12 protein-coding genes and 1 pseudogene are annotated in these 18,936 nt (G+C 65.2%); 10 read left to right on the top strand and 3 right to left on the bottom strand.

Annotation, left to right across the window (positions count from 1 at the left end; translation table 11 throughout):
* The first annotated feature begins 91 nt into the window (after positions 1 to 91).
* On the top strand, positions 92 to 2,080 hold the full coding sequence (locus GEMMAAP_RS04680) for a glycosyltransferase family 2 protein (RefSeq protein WP_026850044.1): 1,989 nt from the start codon (positions 92 to 94) through the stop codon (positions 2,078 to 2,080).
* Between the two features lie 43 nt (positions 2,081 to 2,123).
* Here GEMMAAP_RS04680 and GEMMAAP_RS04675 read toward each other — a convergent pair whose 3' ends face one another.
* On the bottom strand, positions 2,124 to 2,339 hold the full coding sequence (locus GEMMAAP_RS04675; RefSeq protein ID WP_026850045.1) for a hypothetical protein: 216 nt from the start codon (positions 2,337 to 2,339) through the stop codon (positions 2,124 to 2,126).
* A gap of 184 nt (positions 2,340 to 2,523) precedes the next feature.
* Here GEMMAAP_RS04675 and lipA point away from each other — a divergent pair, with 184 nt between their 5' ends.
* The 9 genes and pseudogenes from lipA (at position 2,524) to lipB (ending at position 14,156) form a co-directional block, all read left to right on the top strand.
* Entirely contained in the window at positions 2,524 to 3,435 is a 912-nt protein-coding gene (lipA, locus tag GEMMAAP_RS04670) for a lipoyl synthase (RefSeq protein ID WP_026850046.1), read from the top strand.
* 43 nt (positions 3,436 to 3,478) lie between these two features.
* On the top strand, positions 3,479 to 4,498 hold the full coding sequence (gene pdhA, locus GEMMAAP_RS04665) for a pyruvate dehydrogenase (acetyl-transferring) E1 component subunit alpha (protein WP_043581066.1): 1,020 nt from the start codon (positions 3,479 to 3,481) through the stop codon (positions 4,496 to 4,498).
* Positions 4,482 to 5,492 (top strand): annotated as a pseudogene (locus GEMMAAP_RS04660) (pyruvate dehydrogenase complex E1 component subunit beta); the annotation flags it as partial. The gene pdhA and the pseudogene GEMMAAP_RS04660, both read left to right, overlap by 17 nt.
* A gap of 25 nt (positions 5,493 to 5,517) precedes the next feature.
* Positions 5,518 to 6,840, top strand: a complete 1,323-nt coding sequence (locus tag GEMMAAP_RS04655; RefSeq protein ID WP_026850049.1) for a pyruvate dehydrogenase complex dihydrolipoamide acetyltransferase — start codon at positions 5,518 to 5,520, stop codon at positions 6,838 to 6,840.
* 262 nt (positions 6,841 to 7,102) lie between these two features.
* Positions 7,103 to 10,906, top strand: coding sequence for a hypothetical protein (locus tag GEMMAAP_RS04650; protein ID WP_026850050.1), 3,804 nt, complete (start codon positions 7,103 to 7,105; stop codon positions 10,904 to 10,906).
* A 61-nt stretch (positions 10,907 to 10,967) separates the two neighbouring features.
* Complete coding sequence (locus GEMMAAP_RS04645) at positions 10,968 to 11,291, top strand: type II toxin-antitoxin system Phd/YefM family antitoxin (protein WP_075071428.1); 324 nt, start codon at positions 10,968 to 10,970, stop codon at positions 11,289 to 11,291.
* Complete coding sequence (locus GEMMAAP_RS04640; protein ID WP_026850051.1) at positions 11,288 to 11,725, top strand: type II toxin-antitoxin system VapC family toxin; 438 nt, start codon at positions 11,288 to 11,290, stop codon at positions 11,723 to 11,725. The genes GEMMAAP_RS04645 and GEMMAAP_RS04640 overlap by 4 nt, the downstream gene beginning before the upstream one ends.
* Positions 11,726 to 11,806: 81 nt before the next feature.
* Positions 11,807 to 13,210: a dihydrolipoyl dehydrogenase gene (lpdA, locus tag GEMMAAP_RS04635; RefSeq protein WP_026850052.1), complete on the top strand. Its 1,404-nt coding sequence runs from the start codon at positions 11,807 to 11,809 to the stop codon at positions 13,208 to 13,210.
* A gap of 244 nt (positions 13,211 to 13,454) precedes the next feature.
* A complete protein-coding gene (gene lipB, locus GEMMAAP_RS04630) occupies positions 13,455 to 14,156 on the top strand; it encodes a lipoyl(octanoyl) transferase LipB (RefSeq protein WP_053334258.1) in 702 nt (233 codons plus the stop codon).
* Between the two features lie 86 nt (positions 14,157 to 14,242).
* On the opposite strand, the gene GEMMAAP_RS04625 is transcribed toward lipB, so the two are convergent.
* Positions 14,243 to 14,764 (bottom strand): DUF3192 domain-containing protein, encoded by a 522-nt coding sequence (locus GEMMAAP_RS04625; RefSeq protein ID WP_145979003.1) that lies wholly within the window; start codon positions 14,762 to 14,764, stop codon positions 14,243 to 14,245.
* 168 nt (positions 14,765 to 14,932) lie between these two features.
* Entirely contained in the window at positions 14,933 to 18,313 is a 3,381-nt protein-coding gene (locus GEMMAAP_RS04620) for a beta strand repeat-containing protein (RefSeq protein WP_026850054.1), read from the bottom strand.
* Positions 18,314 to 18,936: the final 623 nt, after the last annotated feature.

The raw sequence follows: 18,936 nt of genomic DNA, 5'->3' as shown, positions 1-18,936 counted from the left end.
CTTCTCTGTTATTATCGACGCACGCCAGTACGACAGCCTCTCGGACGACTGGCGCCAGACGACTCGCCTGAACGACCCTCTCGCCGCTCCTGTGCTCTACCTCGCAATTCCCGCGCACAACGAAGTTGCCACTATTGGCGTGCTGCTCTGGCGGCTCCGCACAGTGCTGGCCGAATTCCCGCGCGAGTACGAAGTGGTGGTGTACGACGATGCGAGTACCGACGAAACGGCCGCTGTGGCCGAGCAGTACGAACGCGCCATGCCCGTCTCCGTCATTCGGGGGGCGACCCGGTTGGGCTATGCCGGCGCCGTGGATGCCCTATTGCGGCATGTCGCCGGACTGACGCGGTACCCCCGGCGCGACGCCGTCCTGCTGTTGCAGGGCGACTTCACCGACCCGCCCGGTATTGTGCCGGAGTTTGCCCGGCGTTTCGAGGGCGGTGCCGATCTGGTGGTGGGCGAGCGACTCACCGTGGCGGACGCTCCCACGGCCGTGAAGCGGCTGTTCAAGTACGGGCATTGGGCCATGCGTCCCTTCGTGAAGGTGGAGGGCGTCAAGGATCTCACCGCTACCATGCGACTGGTCCGGATCTCCGCACTGCGCGAGGCCATCCGGGTCGCGGGGGCCACCGCCCTGGTCAGCGGAGACAGCTGGACCGCCAACACCGATCTGCTGCTGCGCCTGGCGCCGCACGCACGAAAAGTGGAGTCGGTGCCCATGGAACCCACGTACGGCGTGCGGATGCGCGAAACCCGCCGGGTGGCCATGACCGACGCCATCGGTGCCCTGAAGTGGGCCTGGGGGGCCCGTGGACGCCGCGCGGTGGTGGGCTCCTCCCCTGTGGATGCCGCCCCGGACGATCGCCGGGGCGCTCGCCAGGGTGGTAAGCGCCGTGAAGAGCCGGCCGAGCTGTCGGTGGAACGAATTCGTGAAAAAGTGCGGGAGCGCGATGGCTCCCGGGGCATTGACGGGGAACCAGCGCCCGACCCGCGGCGTCGCCGGCCTCGTGAACGCACGCCCGAGACCGAGGCGGAGCGCCCAGCGTTGCGCCTGGAGCCTGCGGAACGCCCACCCCGCGCGGAAAAGCCGGAACGTCCGGAACGTCCCGAGCGCCTGCCACGTGGCGAGCGCCCGGAACGCGAGAAGCGCACCGACGCGCCGCGTGCCGATCGGCCCCCGCGTGACGTCCGGGAACCTCGCCCGCCGCGGCCGGAACGGTCGGGGGATCGCACCGCTGATGCCCGCCCCCCTCGGCGGCGGGATGAGCCGCGGTCGCCGTACGCCGATGCCACCCTTGAACTCGATGATCCCTTCGCGCCCCCGTCAGCGCGGCGGGACACTCGGTCGCTCAATGACATCATGGGCGCCGCCGATGCCGGGGCCGCCATGTCGGAACCGGTGCCCGCCGAGCCAACGCTGCCAGAGGTTGCGCCGATGGCGGAGGCGGCACCGGCACGCCGCGAAGACGCCACCGATGCGAACCCGGCGCCTCGTCCCTCCACTGCCGACCTGTCATCGCCTCGTGACGCGGCAATGGGCGGGAGTGCCGAGGGATCCGACGACGAATTCGATGGCCCCGACGGAGTCGAGGCCGATGGCGAGCCGGACGGCGACGGGGACGCTGGGGAAGTGGATGCGGACGGTCAACCGCGGCGCAAGCGTCGGCGGAACCGTCGGTCACGTCGCGGGCGTCGAAAAAAGGAAGGCCGCGAAACCTCCGACACGACCGACGCCCCAGTTGACAGCGACGCCAGCACTCCCGGCAGCAGCGCAGACGCTGACAAGGCGGAGGCTGGCGTGCGCCTTCTCCCCGGCGATCACGTTGACGGGGAACCTGTGCGCCAGGCGCGTCCGGCGCGCCTAGACGTCGAAGACGATGGCGACGAGACCGACGACGCCGACGAGGAAGAGGCGGGCGGCGTGGAAAGCATGTCCGAAGGTGCCCCCCGGCCGCGGCGTCGGGGACGTCGGGGCCGTCGCGGCGGTGCCCGTCGGTCGCGCGGCAAAAAGGATCGCCCCGACGGAGAAGGTGCCCCCGACCAGGGAACGGAACCAATGCACGACGGGGACGCGCCGTAAATCCGGCGCGCCCCCGTCACACGATGTCAGCGACCCGCGGCGCTTAGCCGCGAATGGCGCGTTCGATCTTCTCAGCCGTGACCGGACTGACGACGCGTAACACGAAGTAAATGACTGCGCCCAGCAGCAGCACCTTGATGGCCAGGCCTACCAACCAGAACAGCAGGGCCACCAGCGGTCCCAGCAGGCCAAAGACCAGCTTGAGGGCCACCAGCCCCAACAGGGCAACGATTCCAACAGTGAACAAGGTGCGGAGCATAGGCGCCTCAGCGCGGTAAAGGATTCATCGTGCCCTACGAGCCAGCCGCCTGAAGGTTTCATCCCAGAGGGGAATTCCGGCTATTTTTGGATAAGTGGTTACCCAACTGTTTCCGGAAACGGTACATGGGGCTAGCTTCCAAACTTCACGTCCCGGGCCACCCCCGGGCACTACCGTGCCGGATATGGCTGAGCAGCTGGTACAGATTATGGGGCGTCACCGCCGCGAGGCGCTTCCCGAGCGGAAGCCTTCGTGGCTCAAGGTGAAGGCTCCCGGCGGAGAAAACTACATTCGCCTCAAGCACATGATGAAGGAGCTGAACCTTCATTCCGTGTGCGAAGAAGCCCATTGCCCGAACATCGGCGAATGCTGGCAGCATGGCACCGCCACGTTCATGATTCTCGGCAGCGTTTGCACGCGGAACTGCGCCTATTGCGCCGTTGCCCACGGCAAGCCGCCGGAGTACGACATCGAAGAACCCAATCGGGTGGGCGAAGCCATTGCCCGCATGGGTCTCCGCCATGCCGTCATCACGTCCGTGGATCGTGACGACCTCCCGGACTTCGGCGCCTACATCTTCGCCGAAACCATCCGGCAAATTCACCAGCGCCTCCCGGAATGCTCGGTGGAAGTGCTGGTCCCGGACTTCCAGGGGAACGTGGACTCCATTCGCGCCGTACTCGAAGCGCGCCCGGAGATCTACAACCACAACACCGAAACGGTGCCGCGCCTCTTCAAGAAGGCGCGCCCCGGCGGACGGTACGAGCGCGTCCTCGAGATCTTCCGCACCGCCAAGCGCATTGCCCCTGATATCCCCACCAAGACCGGCATCATCCTTGGCCTCGGCGAGACCAACGAGGAAGTGGTGGAAGTCATGAAGGACCTGCGCACCGTGGACGTGGACATCCTGACCCTCGGTCAGTATCTGCGCCCTTCCGACTCGCACATCGCACTCGATCGGTACGTCACGCCGGAAGAATTCCGCGAGCTGTATGAGATCGGTATGCGCATGGGCTTCAGACACGTGGAAAGTGGTCCGCTGGTGCGCTCCAGCTACCACGCCTGGGAGCAAGTCCAGGCCGCGTCGCTCGCCTGATTCACTCAGAACTCACCACCCAACACTCCCCTCTGCAGTTCTGATGCCTCCCAAGAAGAAATCCGACCCCCAGGTGACCGTGAAGACGGACAACACCGCCGCCCTGCACAAGGAGCTGCTGTACAGCATGCTCCTGCAGCGCCGCTTCGAAGAACGGACTGCCGAGATGTATGCCATCGGCCGCATTGGTGGCTTCTGCCACCTCTACATCGGCCAGGAGGCGGTGTCCACGGGCATCATCTCGCTGCTGCGTCCCGACGACTACATCATCACGACCTACCGTGATCACGGTCAGGCGCTCGCGCGTGGCATGACGCCACGGGCGGTGATGGCCGAACTCTTCGGCCGTCAGGATGGCTGCGCGAAGGGCAAGGGCGGCTCCATGCACATGTTTGACAAGCAGCTCGGGTTCCTGGGCGGTCACGGCATTGTGGGTGGCCATGTGCCGATTGCATCGGGCGTGGGCTTCGCCATCCGTTACCGCGGCGGCGATCAGGTCATTGCCTGTTTCATGGGCGAATCGGTGGTGAACACGGGCGCGTTTCACGAGGCGCTCAACATGGCGGCGCTCTGGAAGCTGCCGTGCATTTTCATCATTGAAAACAACCGCTACGGCATGGGTACCGCGCTCGAGCGCGCGTCATCCATCCACGACATCTATAAGCGCGGCGCGTCGTACGACATGCCGCGTGATGTGGTGGACGGACAGGATGTGATGGCCGTGCGCAAGGCGACTGCCGAAGCCATCGAGCGCGCGCGCAAGGAAAGCATGCCGACGCTGCTCGAAATCCGCACGTATCGGTTCATGGGTCACTCCATGTCCGACGCGGTGAGCGGCACGTACCGCACGAAGGAAGAGTTGGAGCAGTACCTCAAGCGCGATCCCATTTCCCTGCACCGTCAGCGCATGGAAGAGGCGGGCGAAATCACCGCCGCCGAAGTGACGGCCATGGACGAAGAGATCAAGAAGATCGTGCAGGAAAGCATCGACTTCGCGGAAGCGAGCCCGGAGTTGCCGCTCGAGGCGCTCATGGAAGACATCCTCGTCGAAACCACGAGCTGAGAGCGCCACGACCATGCCATTGATCACATATCGCGACGCTCTCAATCAGGCGTTGCGCGAAGAGATGCACCGCGACGATCGCGTCTTCCTCATGGGTGAGGAAGTCGCCGTCTACCAGGGCGCGTACAAGGTCTCCAAGGGACTGCTGCAGGAGTTCGGCGAAATGCGCGTGGTGGACACGCCCATTACCGAACTCGGATTTGCCGGGGTGGGTGTGGGCGCGGCCATGTGCGGCCTGCGGCCCATCATCGAATTCATGACGTGGAACTTCGCGCTGCTCGCCATCGACCAGGTGGTGAACGTGGCCGCGAAGATGCTGTACATGTCGGGCGGCCAGTTCCCCATGCCGATGGTGTTCCGCGGCCCCAACGGCGCGGCGCTGCAGCTCGGCGCGCAGCACTCGCAGGCGTTCGAATCGTGGCTCGCGCACATCCCCGGGCTCAAGGTGGTGGCGCCTGGCACACCGTACGACGCGAAAGGGTTGCTCAAGGCGGCCATTCGCGACGACAACCCGGTGTGTTTCCTCGAAGGCGAAATGCTGTACAACACCAAGGGCGAAGTGCCCGACGAGGAGTACATCATTCCGCTGGGCAAGGCCGATCTCAAGCGGGAAGGCGATCACTGCTCGCTCATCACGCATGGCAAGATGGTGCTGGTGGCCATGCAGGCGGCCGATCAACTGGCGAAGGAAGGCATTCGCTGCGACGTCGTCGATCTGCGCACCATCCGGCCCATGGACGTTGACGCGATTGTCGCGTCGGTGCGCAAGACGAATCGTGCGGTCGTCGTGGAAGAAGGGTGGGAAGTGTGCGGCGTCGGCGCGCAGGTGGTCGATTATGTGCAGCGCCATTGCTTCGATGATCTCGATGCACCGGTCTTGCGCGTGCATCAGGCCGATGCGCCCATGCCGTACACGAAGAGTTTGGAGAAGGCCGCCAAGCCCGACGTCCCCAAGACGATCGCGGCGGTGAAGCAGGTTCTTTACATCGACTGACCAGGTTCACCCCAAAGGCGATCACATGGCGACCAAAGTATTGATGGAGGCGCTTTCCCCCACGATGGAGGAGGGGCGTCTGGCGAAGTGGACCAAGAACGTCGGCGACGTGGTGAAGTCGGGCGACACGATTGCCGAGGTCGAGACCGACAAGGCGATCATGGAGCTCGTCGCGCGTGGCGACGGCGTGTTGCGGGCGCGTCTCATCGAGGAAGGCGCGACGGCACCGGTCGGGAACCTCATCGGCGTGATTGCAGCGGCCGACGAAGACATTTCGGCATTCGGTGCCGGTGGTGGGGCTGCAGCAGCAGCACCTGCAGCAGCAGCACCTGCAGCAGCAGCGCCTGCGGCGGCTGCCGCCGCGGCTCCGGCGCCGGCTCCGGTGGCGGTGGCGGAACAGCCTGTGGGAGTGCACGGGGGGACAGAGAGCGCGGAGTCGGCAGCGGGTCCAACGCGATCGTCTCCCTTGGCGCGTCGCATGGCCGCCGAGAAGGGGCTGTCGCTCTCGGCCATTCAAGGCAGCGGCCCTGGGGGGCGCATCATTCGTCGTGACATCGAGGCCGCGGCTTCGGCGGCGCCTGTTGCGGCACAAGCGGCAGCGGCGGTCACGGCCACCAGCAGTGCCAGCAAGCCCACCGCGACGGCCACCGCCATGCAGATCGATGGCGAGTACAAGGACGTTGCACTCACGCAGATGCGCAAAACCATCGCGCGTCGCCTCGGCGAGTCCATTGGCCCCATTCCCACCTTCTTCCTCACGTCGGAGATCGACATGACGAACGTGGGCAAGCTGCGCGAGCAGATGGTGGCCGCGGGCGATCAGTTCAAGGTGTCGGTGAACGACATCGTGATCAAAGCGGTGGCCATTGCGCTCACGCGGCACCCCGAAGTGAACGCGCACTGGATGGGCGATTCCATTCGCTACTTCAGCGCCGCGCACGTGGGCATGGCCGTGGCAACGGACGACGGACTCATTGTCCCCGTCATCCGCGATGCGCACCTCAAGGGTCTGGGAGCTATCGGCAAGGAAGCGCGGGAACTGGCCAAGCGGGCGCGCGAGCGCAAACTGCAGCCGGCCGAGTTCACGGGCGGCACGTTCAGCGTGTCCAACCTGGGCATGTTCGGCATCGACCAGTTCACCGCCATCATCAACCCGCCCGAAGCGGCCATCCTCGCGGTGGGCGCCACGGAAACGAAGCCGGTGTGGGAGAACGGGCAGTTTGTCCCGCGTCAACGCATGCGCGTGACCATGAGCTGCGATCACCGGATCATTGATGGCGCGGTGGGGGCGAAGTTCCTGCAGACGCTGCGGCAGCTGCTGGAAGCGCCCATGATGATGCTGTTCTGATCGCGCGCCGCGACTGAGTCTTCTTCAGTTGCGGGAGCCGTAAACAGCTCTCACAGAGAACACGGAGGGGCGGAGAGCACGGAGAACTGCAAGTGATTTGCTTTCTCCCTGCCCTCCGCCCCTCCGTACTCTCCGTGAGAGCTGTTCTTGTGTGACGCCCGCCACCGCGCTGTTACGCGACGGGCCCAACTATTCTGGTGGTAGCACGCCTGTGGCGACTGGTACGTCGTGTCGTCTATTAGGCAGACTTCACCCGACCTCTATGACCAATGCCGTTCGGCAGCGTTTCGCTGCCGCTTTTCTGCTGTTCACGGCCGCCTGTGGCGGCGGTGGTGATTCGCCAACCACGCCCGCGCCGCCTATTGCACCGGCGCCGGTACCGCCGGGCATCGTCAGTGTGGCCAGCAGTGGGCTGCCAGAAGGGGTGAACGCGGACATCCAGCTCAGCGGACCGCTGCCTGGGGCGTTGTTCACACGCACCGCGCAGAACGGCACCAATTGGGGTGATGTCCCGGCCGGCCGATACACGGTGACTGTGCGTCCGGTACGGACCGCCCTCGGCGTCTTCGCCGTCTCGCCCGCCAGCTACGAAATCTCCGTGCCGTCGGGGGCGCCGGTCGCGGTCAGTGCCGCGTATCGCGCGGTGCCGTCGGCGTTTGCCATTGTTACGAGCGGGCTTCCCGCTGGCGTGGATGCCGCTATCTCGGTGACGCCTCCCGGTGGGAGCGCCACGACGGTACCGCAGAGCACCACATTGTCGGGCACGGCCCCCACGGGAGTTCCTACCGCCGTTGAATCGTGGTCGCTGACCGCCCAGCCAGTCACCTCGGACGGTGCGCGCTTTGCGCCCTCTCGTACCGCGTTCGACACCACTGTCAGCTTCGGAGATACTGCGCGGGTGGCGGTGGCGTACACCGTGGCGACGGGCAGCATTGCCGTGGCCGTCACGGGGCTCCCTGCCGGGCTGAATGGCAATGTCCGGGTCATTGGCCCCGATACCACCAGCCGGTCGGTCAGCAGCACTACGACCATTACGGGACTTGAGCCTGGGCGCTACCGCGTCGTGAGCAATGCCGTGTCGCAAGGCGGCATTACGTATCGGCCGGCTACGGATACCCTCACGCTGGATGTCGTTGCGTCGCTCACGGCGTCGCCGGCACCGGTGGTGTATGCGGCGCAGGTTGGGCGCCTCGTGCTCGCCGCCTCGGGGCTGCCGCAGGGAGCGTCGCCGTCGTTCCGGGTCGTTGGCGGCGGCATTGACCGCAACTTCACCAGCGGCGGCACCGTGGACTCGCTGCCGGTGGGCAGCTATACCGTGTCGGCGTTGGCCGTGCTGGACAGCACCGATCGGTATGCCGCCACCCCGTCGTCGCAGCAGGTCACCATTGCCACCAACGCCAGCACATCGGCCACCTTTGGCTATGCCCTGGCCTCCGGTGCCTTCACGCTCACGGTGAACGGTCTGCCAACGGGATTGGCCGGTGATGTGCGTGTCACGGGCCCCAATACCTTCGCCCGCACCATTAGCGCCACACAGACCCTGCGCGGCCTTGAGCCGGGGCGCTATACGCTGTCTCCGCGGGTCGTTCGCAATAGCGCTGAAGCGTACGGGGTGCAGTCCGGCCTCACACAGGGTGTCGCGACGATCGATGTATCTGCCGGCGCAACCCCCAGTGCGGCGGCGCTTACGTATGTGCTCGTGCCCACGGTGGTGGATGTCCCGGTGACCGGTCTGCCGAGTGGCACCAGCGCCGCCATTGTGCTGACGGATCCGAGCAACGCCACCAGCAACGTCACGGCGAGCTATCGCGCCGTGCCAGCCCAGACGGGACGGTGGCGGTTGGCGGCGTCTTCGGTCACCACCGGGTTTGGCGTGTATGCGCCGTCGCCGTCGTCGTACGACGAGACCGTTTTGGCTGGTGATACGCTGTGGTTCGGCGTGCAGTACACCATTACCACCGGCTCGCTCGCGGTGACCATTGGCGGGTTGCCCAACGGCAGCAGTGGCAACGTGACGGTGACCGGCCCGGGAGGCTATTCCCGCGCCCTGACGGCCACCACCACCATCACCGGGCTCACCCCGGGGAGCTACACCGTGGCCGCGGCCAACGTGAGCACGGGTAGCGGCACCTATCAGCCCACCAGTGCATCACAGACGGTCCAGGTATCGGCGTCTGTTGTCGCCGCGGGCGCCACGGTGACCTACATCCTGCCTGGGGGCGCCATTGCCATTGCGGCGAGCGGCGTGCCGGGTGGAACCACCCCCGTGTTTACGCTCACCGGTCCCGGTGGCATTACGCGCACGCAGAATGGCGTCGGTACGGTGACCGCGCTGGCTGTTGGTGCGTGGAGCGTGGCCGCCGCCAACGTGTCAGCCTCCGGCACCACGTACTCGCCAACGCCCACGTCGGCCGCCGTGACCGTGTCGGCCAACGTGACGTCGAATACGTCCTTCGCGTATGCCGCGGTGCCGGCGGGCACGAATTACACGATCAGCAATGTGTACCTCACGCAGGCCATTCAGAAGCTCGACAACTCGGTCGCGTTGGTCGCCAATCGCACGGCGTTGTTGCGGGTGTTTGTCACCGCCAGTGCCAGCAACACCGCGCGCCCTGATGTACGGGTGCGTGTGTACGACGGCGCAACATTGCTCTCCACCAACACGATTACCGCCCCGGAAACCAGCGTGCGCACCAGCATTGCCGAAGGCACGCTGGGTTCCACGTGGAACGTGAGCATTCCCGGGGCAAACATCCGCACCAACACGCGCATTCTGGTGGATCTCGATCCCACCCTCGCGGTGCCCGACAACGATCGGGCCGACAATGTGTGGCCGTCCAACGGATCGCCGCAGCTGATCACCGTGCGCACGGCCCCCACGTTTACCGTGCGCTTCGTGCCCATCATTGTGGGCACGGATACCGGTCGCGTGAGTGAATCGAACAAGGAGTCGTTCCTCACAACCACACGCCGCGTATGGCCCATCAGCACGGTCGTCTCCGACGTGCGGGCGCCGTTCACCTCGTCGGCCACGGCCATTCAGAGCAACGATGGCAACGGCAACTGGCTTACCGCGCTCAGCGAGATGAACACGTTGCGGGCCACCGACGGGGCGCCCTCGTCCACCTACTACTACGGTGTGGTGCGGACGTCGTACAGCAGCGGCATTGCCGGCTACGGCTACGTACCGGGTCGGGCCGCCGTGGGGTGGGACCGCCTGCCCAGCGGCGACGGCGTGGCGGCGCATGAGTGGGGACACAACTTCTCGCGCTCGCATGCCCCCTGTGGGACCAGTGGAGACGCCAACTATCCGTATGCCGGTGGTGTCATTGGGAACCACGGTTGGAACCCCAGCACCAACACCCTGGTGGCCCCCACGGCTACCGACCTGATGGGCTACTGCGGCAACACCTGGATCAGTGACTACAACTGGACCGCGGTGATGAATTACCGCCAGACGGCGGGCAGCCTGGTCGCGTCGGCCAACGTGAAGGGGGACGGCCTGCTGGTATGGGGACGTGTGGTTGACGGCGACATCCGTCTGGAGCCCGCGTTCCGTGTGACGGCTCCGGCCACCCCCGCGGCGCGCCTGGCCACCCACCGCGTGGAACTGCTCGACGACAACGGCGCATCGCTGCTGCAACTGCCCATTGAAGCGAGCACCGTAGACCACGTGCAACCCGGCCATGAAGAACGGCAGTTTGCGGTGGTCGTGCCCTGGAGCGCCACGCTGGAACAGCGGCTCAGCCAGCTGCGCGTGAGCGACCTGCGGGTGCCGTTGCGCACCACCAGCCGTCGCAGCACCGTGGCCGTACCGCAGGCGTTCGGGAAGGACGCCGACCCGCGGGCCGCTCAACTGGCCGACCCCGCCGCCGCCCTGGAGCGCGCCCCGCGACAGGTGAAGGTGGCGTGGCGCAACAGCAGCTACGCCATGGCCATGGTGCGCGATGCCAACACCGGCGAAGTCATGGGCTTCGTGCGCCAGAACGGTGCCGCCGTGGCCACCGGCGGACGGCCGGTGGAAGTGGTGTTCTCGGACGGGGTGCGAAGTACGGTGAAGCGGTAGGGGTGCACTTTCTGTCCAACTTGGCTAGTTTTAGAAAAATAAACTAGCCAAAGAGGATCTAGTGCGCTCCTGGACCTTGGAAAAAGCGAAAAACGGTTTTTCTGAACTTGTGCGTCTTGCCCTGGCGCACGAGCCCCAGTTGGTCACCCGCGGCCGTTCAGGCATGGACGCGGTCGTGATCATTGCGCGGGACGATTACGAGCGGCTGCTGGCGCCGCCGGTCGATTTATATGCTGCCATGCAGCGGTCCCCACTGGCTGCAGCAATTGCCGAAGGGGTATTCGACCGGCACGATCCGTTCCCCAGGTCCAGGGAGTTGGCGCGCGATTTCGTGCTCGATGCCCAAGAGGGGACGGTTCGCGAAGAGCCGGACATCCCTGCATGAGACGCTATCTGCTGGACACGAACATCGTGAGCGAGCTCGCCCACCCGCATGCGGATCCGCGGGTCGTGACATGGATTCAGGATCAGGCCCCACTTACCCTGTTTATCAGTGTCCTGCTACTCGGCGAGATCCAAAAGGGCGTGGCGCGCCTGCCAGCTGGGGCGAGACGTACGGAGCTCTCCAACTGGATGGAGCTGGAACTGCCAACCTATTTCCGGGACCGAGTGCTCCCGGTAGACCTGCCAACCGCCCGGCATTGGGGCCGACTGGAGGCAGAAGGGTTGGACATGGGACGGCCACTGCCGGTTATTGACGGACTGATGCTCGCGACGGCGGCTCGCCATGACTTGATCTTCGTCACGCGCAACGTGCGTGACTGTGCACAGCGCGGCATGCCGGTTCTCGATCCGTTCACCGGCACGCTACACCAGTAACTGGCTGCGCAGGTCCGCCACCCTCCCACTAGATTCCTCGTCGCCGGCCATCCCGGCGTTAACCGCTTTCCCCGACTCCCCATGGCTTCTTTCGACGTCATCGTCCTCGGCGGTGGCCCCGCCGGGTACGTCTGTGCCATTCGCTGCGCCCAGCTCGGGCTGCAGGTTGCCGTTATCGAGCGCGAAGCGCTGGGCGGTACCTGTGTGCTCTGGGGCTGCATTCCCGCCAAGTCACTCCTCGAGAGCGCCGGCCTCGCCCAGAAAATCGGCAAGGCGGCCGAACACGGCATCACCATTGAAGGCGTGACGCTCGACTTCGGCCCTGCCATGAAGCGCTCGCGCTCCGTCAGCACCCAGAACTCCAAGGGCGTGGAGTTCCTGTTCAAGAAGCACAAGGTGCAGTGGATCCGCGGCGAAGGCGTCATTGAAAAGGGCAAGAAGGTCACGGTCACCGCGGCCGACGGCAAGAAGGAAACGCACGAGGCCAAGAAGGCCGTGGTCATTGCCACCGGGTCGCGTGTGAAGGGACTGCCGCAGATTGGCCTCGAGCTGGACAAAAACGTCGTGCTCTCGAGCGACGAAGTGCTCATCGCCGAGAAGGCACCAGCCACGATGGCCGTGATTGGCGCTGGCGCGGTGGGATGTGAGTTTGCCGACGTGTTCGCGAGCTTCGGCACCAAGGTGTCGCTCATTGAAGTCGCGGCTAACATTCTGCCCATCGAAGACGCCGATTGCAGCGCCGAGTTGGCCAAGGCGTTCAAGAAGCGCAAGATCGATGTGATGACGAGCGCGAAGATCTCGAACGTGAAGGTCACCAAGACTGGCGCCAGCATGACCGTGGAAGCCGGTGGGCAGACGCAGACGCTCGAGGTGGAGAAGGTGCTGGTGGCGGCTGGTCGCGCGCCCAACGTGGAGAAGATCGGTCTCGAGGCCGTGGGCATTGCGAAGAGCGAACGCGGCTTCGTGAAGATCAACGAGAAGTTCGAGACGAGCGTGCCGGGCTACTATGCCATTGGCGACGTGGCGGGCAACCAGATGCTGGCCCACAAGGGATCACGCGAAGGGCACGTGTTGGCCGACCTGCTGGGCGGACAGCATGCCCACCTGGTGAACTACAAGAACATCCCCAGCTGCACCTACTGCCATCCGGAAGTGGCCAGCATTGGCCTCACCGAGCAGGCGTGCAAGGACCAGAAGCTGGACTACAAGGTGGGCAAGTTCCCGTTCAGCGCCAACGGTCGCGCCCGCACCAGCGGCGAAACCGACGGTTTCGTGAAGATCATTCGCGACGCCAAGCACGGCGAAATTCTCGGCGCCCACATTGTGGGTGCGCACGCCACGGAAATCATTCACGAAATCGTGGTGGCCCGCGAAAACGAGTTCACGGTCGAAGAGATCGACTTGGCGGTGCACGCGCACCCCACGCTCTCGGAAGCCATTGGCGAAGCGGTGCTGGACTCGCTCGGGAAGATGTTGCACGCGTAAGCAGTTGCGCACTCACAACTCATGCCCCGAACCCAGAACCCGGAACTGATCAGTTCCGGGTTTTGTGTTTGGGGACGTCTCCGATCACCCGCCCGCGACGGTTCGTACACCCCCTTGGGCGTTGCTTCGGGGCGGCCGGGCGCTGGCGCGCCGGCGTCGCCCCTCAGACACGCGCTTGCGGGGGGCACGAACCGCCGCCGGCTGTGTGTTCGGGGTAGACAGTGGCAGCCATTTATATTCCAGCGTGCTCCTTTACACTCTCGACCTCGGTCTGACGCCGTACGACGACGCCTGGGCGTTGCAGAAACGCGCGGCGGCGGCGCGCATATCGGGCGCGCTGCCGGAGGACCTGCTCATTCTGGTGCAGCACCCAGCGGTGGTCACGCTGGGGCGCAGCACCAAACCGGGTCACCTGCTGGCCAGCCCGGAGTATCTGGAGTCGCGTGGTATTCAGGTGCGGGAGGTGGAGCGTGGCGGGGATGTCACCATTCACGAACCCGGTCAGCTGGTGGCGTATCCCATTGTGGATCTCAAGCGCCACAAGAAGGATCTCCATTGGTATCTGCGACAGATTGAGGAAGTGGTGATTCGCGCGCTCGCCGAATTTGGCCTGGAGTGCGGTCGTGTTGAGGGACTCACCGGCGTATGGCGTACCCGGCCCAACGGGAGCCGCGTGAAGCTGGCCAGCATTGGTGTGCACGCGCGTGACTGGGTCACCTGGCACGGGGTGGCGCTCAACGTGGAGAACGATCTCTCCACCTTCAACCACACCGTGCCCTGCGGCATTGATGGGGTGGAAATGAGTACGGTGGCCCGGGAGTGTGCGGAAGCGAATCTGCCGGTGCCGTGCATGGCAGCGGTGGAGCCGGCGGTGGTGCGCGGTATGGCGTCGGTTTTTTCTCTTTCGCCGCACGCTGTGGCGGCCGACGACCCGCGACTGGCGTGACATCCGTTGGCGCGCCGACCTTGAAAACACGACGGCCCCGCGAAGATCGCGGGGCCGTCGTGTTTCGTATCAGTTCCTCAAAGCGATCAGGCGCCCGACTTCTTGCTTGAGTCCGCGGGGGCCGCGCTATCGGCCTTGGCCGAGTTGCTCGAATCAGTGGGAATGATTGCCGGAGGTGCGCCGTTCCCGCCCGGGATGTTTCCGGTTGGGTTGGGGAGCTTCAGCGATTCCATGGCTTCGAGGTAGTACTTCCACCCCCAGCCAAGGACCTTGCCGTTCTGCAGCACGACGGGCGTTTCCTTGGCCTGCTGCACCTGCTCAGCCACGTTGCCCTGAAGCTCACGGTAGTAGAGCACCTCGTAGGACTTGCCATCGATGACGTAATTCTCGCGGCGGAAGCCGTGCTCGAGACGCATGGTATCGGAGTATTGCGCCGTGAGTGGGCCTTCGCCCATAACGAGCAACACAGAGTCCCGCGACGTGCCTTCGGCAATGGGTTCAAGCTTGTCGGCGCCAACGTCACCAGCGCCGCTGTCGCCGCAGGCACCGAGGAGCGTGAGAGCCGTAGCGAATGTGATGTATGTCGTGCGGACGAAACGAGTCTTCATGGGATGTATGTCGAGGTTGAACAAGCTGCGCACATAGGATGCGGCGCGGCAGGGATAAGATAGCTAAACCCCGGCGGGAGTGGATGGTGCCCCCGGTGAGTTGAAAAACAAACGGCCCCGCCATTTCTGGCGGGGCCGTTTCCCTACGTGGTCAGCTCAAGCGATGCCTTACGGCGTCACGCAAGCCGCGCCGCCAGCGAGGTCAACGTTCTGCGTGCTGAGCACGCGGCCGTTGGAGCTCGAGGTGGCGATCGCACGCCAGCAGCCCGTCGCAATCGTGCCGAGCGGGTTGGTGTAGCCGCCAACCAGAGCGGTGAGGCTCGTGTTGGTGTTGGCCACGCTGCGGAGGACGTACGTCCAGACGCGCTGCGTACCGTTGTCGGCGATGTACACCGGGGCACCAGCCACCGGGGACAGAGCCGGCGTCACCGTGGCGTCAACCGTACCAGCGTACTGGAACGGCGTGGCCGGAGCGGCGCGGTAGTAGAAGTCGATGCGCGTGAACGGCGAGTTGATGATGTTCGTGTTGGCGAACACACGAGCCTTCACACCACCGGCCGGCGAGTTCCAGGCAGCGGCCGAAGCCGCGACGAAGAACGAGTCAACCAGCGAACCCTTGCCGGTCGTCGACGTGGTCCACGCCGTCGCGTCGTTCTGAATGTTGGCATTCAGGAGCGCCACACCGAAGAAGGCCGAGCCGATGCCACCAACGTTCGTGACCGCGGCCAGGGCCGAGTCAGGACGCGTGGAGGCCGTATCGCCGATCGTGTTGGTCGACGTCGTGGTCTGGATGTTCGTATAGAACGTCACGCCCGACGTGAACGGCTTGCCCATCGTGGTGTTGCCGTTCGAGCCGATGACGTCGTCCCACAGCGAGTACGTCGCGGTGGCCGGGAACGTCAGCGTGTCGCCAGCGCCGTAGACGACGCGGAAGCTGTTCAGGCGCGATTCCACGATTTCCGTGAAGTTCGGCGTGAACGTGTTCGTGCCAGCGGCCGTGATCGTGCTCGGAATGCCCATGCCCGTCATCGTCGGGGTCGACGTGTTGATGAGCGCGTAGCGGTATTCACGAGTCGTCATGTTGCCGGCGCGGTCCGTGACGCGGACGCGGTAGGTCCAGTAGCCTTCAGCACCCGCGAGGAAGCTGTAGGTCACCGGGGCGATCGGCTTGTAGCCGTCGACCAGGACCGTGCCCGTGAAGGCAGCGGCCGCCATCGTGCAGCCCGGGGCCGTCACGAAAGCCGAACCGATCGTGCCCGTGCCAACGACGCACGAACCGGCGTTGAGCGCCTGGTTGGCACGCGAGAGCATGTGCACGGCGGCCGTCGAGGCGAAGCCGGCGCGCTCGTCGAGCGCTTCCGAGGAGAACATCGTGTCAGCAGCCGTTCCGACCGTCGGAACCGTGCCGTTGTAGATCGTCAGCGAGTCGGACGAGGCCGTGTAACGGAGGGCCGGGTTCGTCTTGTCGACGCCGAAGTTGTCCGTCGTGGCCGACGACTCGTTGGACAGGAGGTCCTGACCCGTCGCGCGGGCCGTGTACGGGCCACGCGTGTTCACGCCGCTCACCAAACCACCGGTGAAGTCCGTCGTGCACTCGGCAATGTCAGCACCCGTGTTCGTGGTGAACGTGGTGTAGGTGCTGGTGCCGCAACCGGCGAAGCCGTAGACGATCGTGCTGTTGGCACGCGGGCCAACGCCGTTGTCGTCGATGTCACCCGTGGCGAAGCTGTACGCCGCGTTCACCCAGCCGAGCTCACCACCGGTCGGGGCGAGGAGCTCCGAGCCGAAGGCGTAGTCGATGGACGGGGTGTCGTAGTCCACACGGATGATCGCCGGAGCGGTCACCGCGGGGATGCTGGACGTCGTGGTGCGGAACGACGAAGCCATCGACGCGGACGGGCCGGCGTTCTGGGCGTTGTCGATCGAGGCAACGACGCGAGCGGTCACGTCCGGATCAGCGTTCGGGTTCGATTCGCTGCCGCACGTGATGTTGTTACCCGTGGTGGCGTAGCCATACGTGTAGTCGATCGGGAACGCGTTCGTCGAGTTGAACGTGATCGTGCCGCCGCAGACGCCCGTGAGGCCGGCCGTGACCGACACCAGCGAGCGACCAGCCGTGTAGATCACCGGAGCGATCTGGATACGGCCGCGACCAGCAGCGTCCGGGCCACCGAAGAACGTGGTGTTCGACGAGGCGTTCACCGCCGAGCGCGTCGGGGCCGTGTGCTTGGCCGCGAAACCGTCGGTGTTGTTGAAGTTCAGGATCGCCAGGTTGCTGTTGGCGTTCGAGTTCGCAACGTTGAGCACCGCGATCAGGTTCTTCTGACCGTTGAGGAACTTGGCCGTGGCGGTCGCGAAGTCCGTGGTGAAATCAGCCGTGTTGATGAACAGGTTGATCTGACCGTTGGCCGCGCCGGCCGTACCGAAGTTCTGCTGAGCGGCCGGAGAGGCCGTCATGGTGCAGTTCACCGCAGCGTCACAGACGTAGAGCGAAACCGACGAGACGTTGTTGTTGTTCGTCACGAGGTTCAGCTGCACCTGAATCTGGCCGGCAACGTTGTTGATGTTGACCGGGTTGTTCGTGGTGCCTTCCGTGATGTTCGCGATGGAGACCTGCGCCGGAGCGTTGACCGTCACCGGGATCTGCGCGGTGGCCGAGGCGGCGCCGAACGACGCGTTGCCAGCCGACGAGGCCGTCACGGTGATGATGGCCGCACCCGGGCCAACCGCCGTGATGAGACCCGACGCGTTCACGGTCGCGACGCCAGGAGCGTTCGTGCCGTAGGTGATCGTGCCCGTGTTGCCAGCGGCGTACGTGGCCGTAGCGGTGATCTGCTGCGTGCCAGCCGTGATGAGCGTCGCCGAGGTCGGCGTCGCCGTCACGCCCGTCACCGACGGCGGAAGCGCGGTAACCGTGATGGCCACCTGGCCCGTCACGTTGGCCGTGGAAAGGCCCGTGCCCGTGCCCGTGAGGCTCACGGTGATCGTGGCCTGGCCCGGGGCCACAGCCGTAACGACACCAGCCGAGGTCACCGTGGCGACCGCGGTGTTGCTCGAGACATACGCACGAGCGACAACGGCGCCAGGCGCCGTGGTGGTCGGGTTAGCCGTGATCGTCGTCGTGCCACCAACCTGGAGGTTGGCTGCAGCCGGCGTGATCGCGATGCCCGAGATGGCCGCGACCGGCGCGTTCACCGTCACCGACGCGGCAGCCGTCTGGCCGCCCGACGTGGTGGCAGTGATCGACACCGAACCCGTGCTAACGCCGGTCACGCGGCAGGCCGTACCGCCCTGCACCGCGGCCGTCGCCACTGCCGCACTGCTCGTCGCGCAGCCGGTCAGCGTCGGGGTCGTCGTGCCGCCCGTGATGGCCACGGCGAGGTCGACGGAAGCGCCAACGTTCACGTTGGCATTGGACGGCGAAATGGTGACCACTACCGGCGGATTCACCGGGGCGGGCACCGTGACGTCATCGCCGCAAGCACCGAGCGCCGCCAGGGCGCCGAGGCTCAGGACGCTGAGCGCCTTGTTCCGAGAAAAGAGTTGCATTCATCCCCCTCTTTCGAGGTCGTGGAGGTAGCTGCCGTCAGTAAGGTCGGGTGCCTCATGACAACGAACTGCATCTGGTACGCGCTCACCCGATCTGGCGTGCGCGTCGTCACCTCTCCTTCGCAGGGGACCTGACCTCGGATCGGGGAGCGGCCGAAAAGAGCTCAGTGTCGTACGAAACAGCGTGACGCCCGAACAACCTGCTTGCGCAGTCCTGCACCTACTCTCGCGCTGTACGGTCCAAGCTCCGTCAACACACGAGCCCAACACCTATCGTCGACACGAAATGGCGCGCACACCCCAGGATGGGATGACGCACACACTCCTCCCGACAATAGCAGACGGGAAACCTAGGGCAGACCTCCGGCACGGTCAAGCGCCAAAGGGTCCCCGGTCTCCACCACCGCTATCACAATCCGGTCACAACACCCCACTGCGGTGAGGTTATCCACATCCAGCTCCAAACAAACACCGTATACCCCTCGCAGAAGGGCTATCATTCGCCTAAGACGGCCGGGCATGTCAAACGTCACACAACGGGAATTCTTCCCGCTGCCTACGCCCCCCTATGCCCCCCCGTGCCAGACGACCCTACCACTCCGGGCGCCGACGCCCATACTACA

The organism is Gemmatimonas phototrophica (assembly GCF_000695095.2).
Lineage (GTDB): Bacteria > Gemmatimonadota > Gemmatimonadetes > Gemmatimonadales > Gemmatimonadaceae > Gemmatimonas > Gemmatimonas phototrophica.
This window is presented reverse-complemented; position numbering and strand designations above follow the sequence as displayed.

What these genes read in the sequence shown, in the direction of transcription:
- GEMMAAP_RS04640 (WP_026850051.1), top strand. Translation starts at nt 11,288, where the DNA reads ATGAGACGCTATCTGCTGGACACGAACATCGTGAGCGAGCTCGCCCAC.
- GEMMAAP_RS04655 (WP_026850049.1), top strand. Translation starts at nt 5,518, where the DNA reads ATGGCGACCAAAGTATTGATGGAGGCGCTTTCCCCCACGATGGAGGAG.
- GEMMAAP_RS04625 (WP_145979003.1), bottom strand. Translation starts at nt 14,764, where the DNA reads ATGAAGACTCGTTTCGTCCGCACGACATACATCACATTCGCTACGGCT.
- GEMMAAP_RS04650 (WP_026850050.1), top strand. Translation starts at nt 7,103, where the DNA reads ATGACCAATGCCGTTCGGCAGCGTTTCGCTGCCGCTTTTCTGCTGTTC.
- GEMMAAP_RS04620 (WP_026850054.1), bottom strand. Translation starts at nt 18,313, where the DNA reads ATGCAACTCTTTTCTCGGAACAAGGCGCTCAGCGTCCTGAGCCTCGGC.
- GEMMAAP_RS04675 (WP_026850045.1), bottom strand. Translation starts at nt 2,339, where the DNA reads ATGCTCCGCACCTTGTTCACTGTTGGAATCGTTGCCCTGTTGGGGCTG.
- lipA (WP_026850046.1), top strand. Translation starts at nt 2,524, where the DNA reads ATGGCTGAGCAGCTGGTACAGATTATGGGGCGTCACCGCCGCGAGGCG.
- lpdA (WP_026850052.1), top strand. Translation starts at nt 11,807, where the DNA reads ATGGCTTCTTTCGACGTCATCGTCCTCGGCGGTGGCCCCGCCGGGTAC.
- pdhA (WP_043581066.1), top strand. Translation starts at nt 3,479, where the DNA reads ATGCCTCCCAAGAAGAAATCCGACCCCCAGGTGACCGTGAAGACGGAC.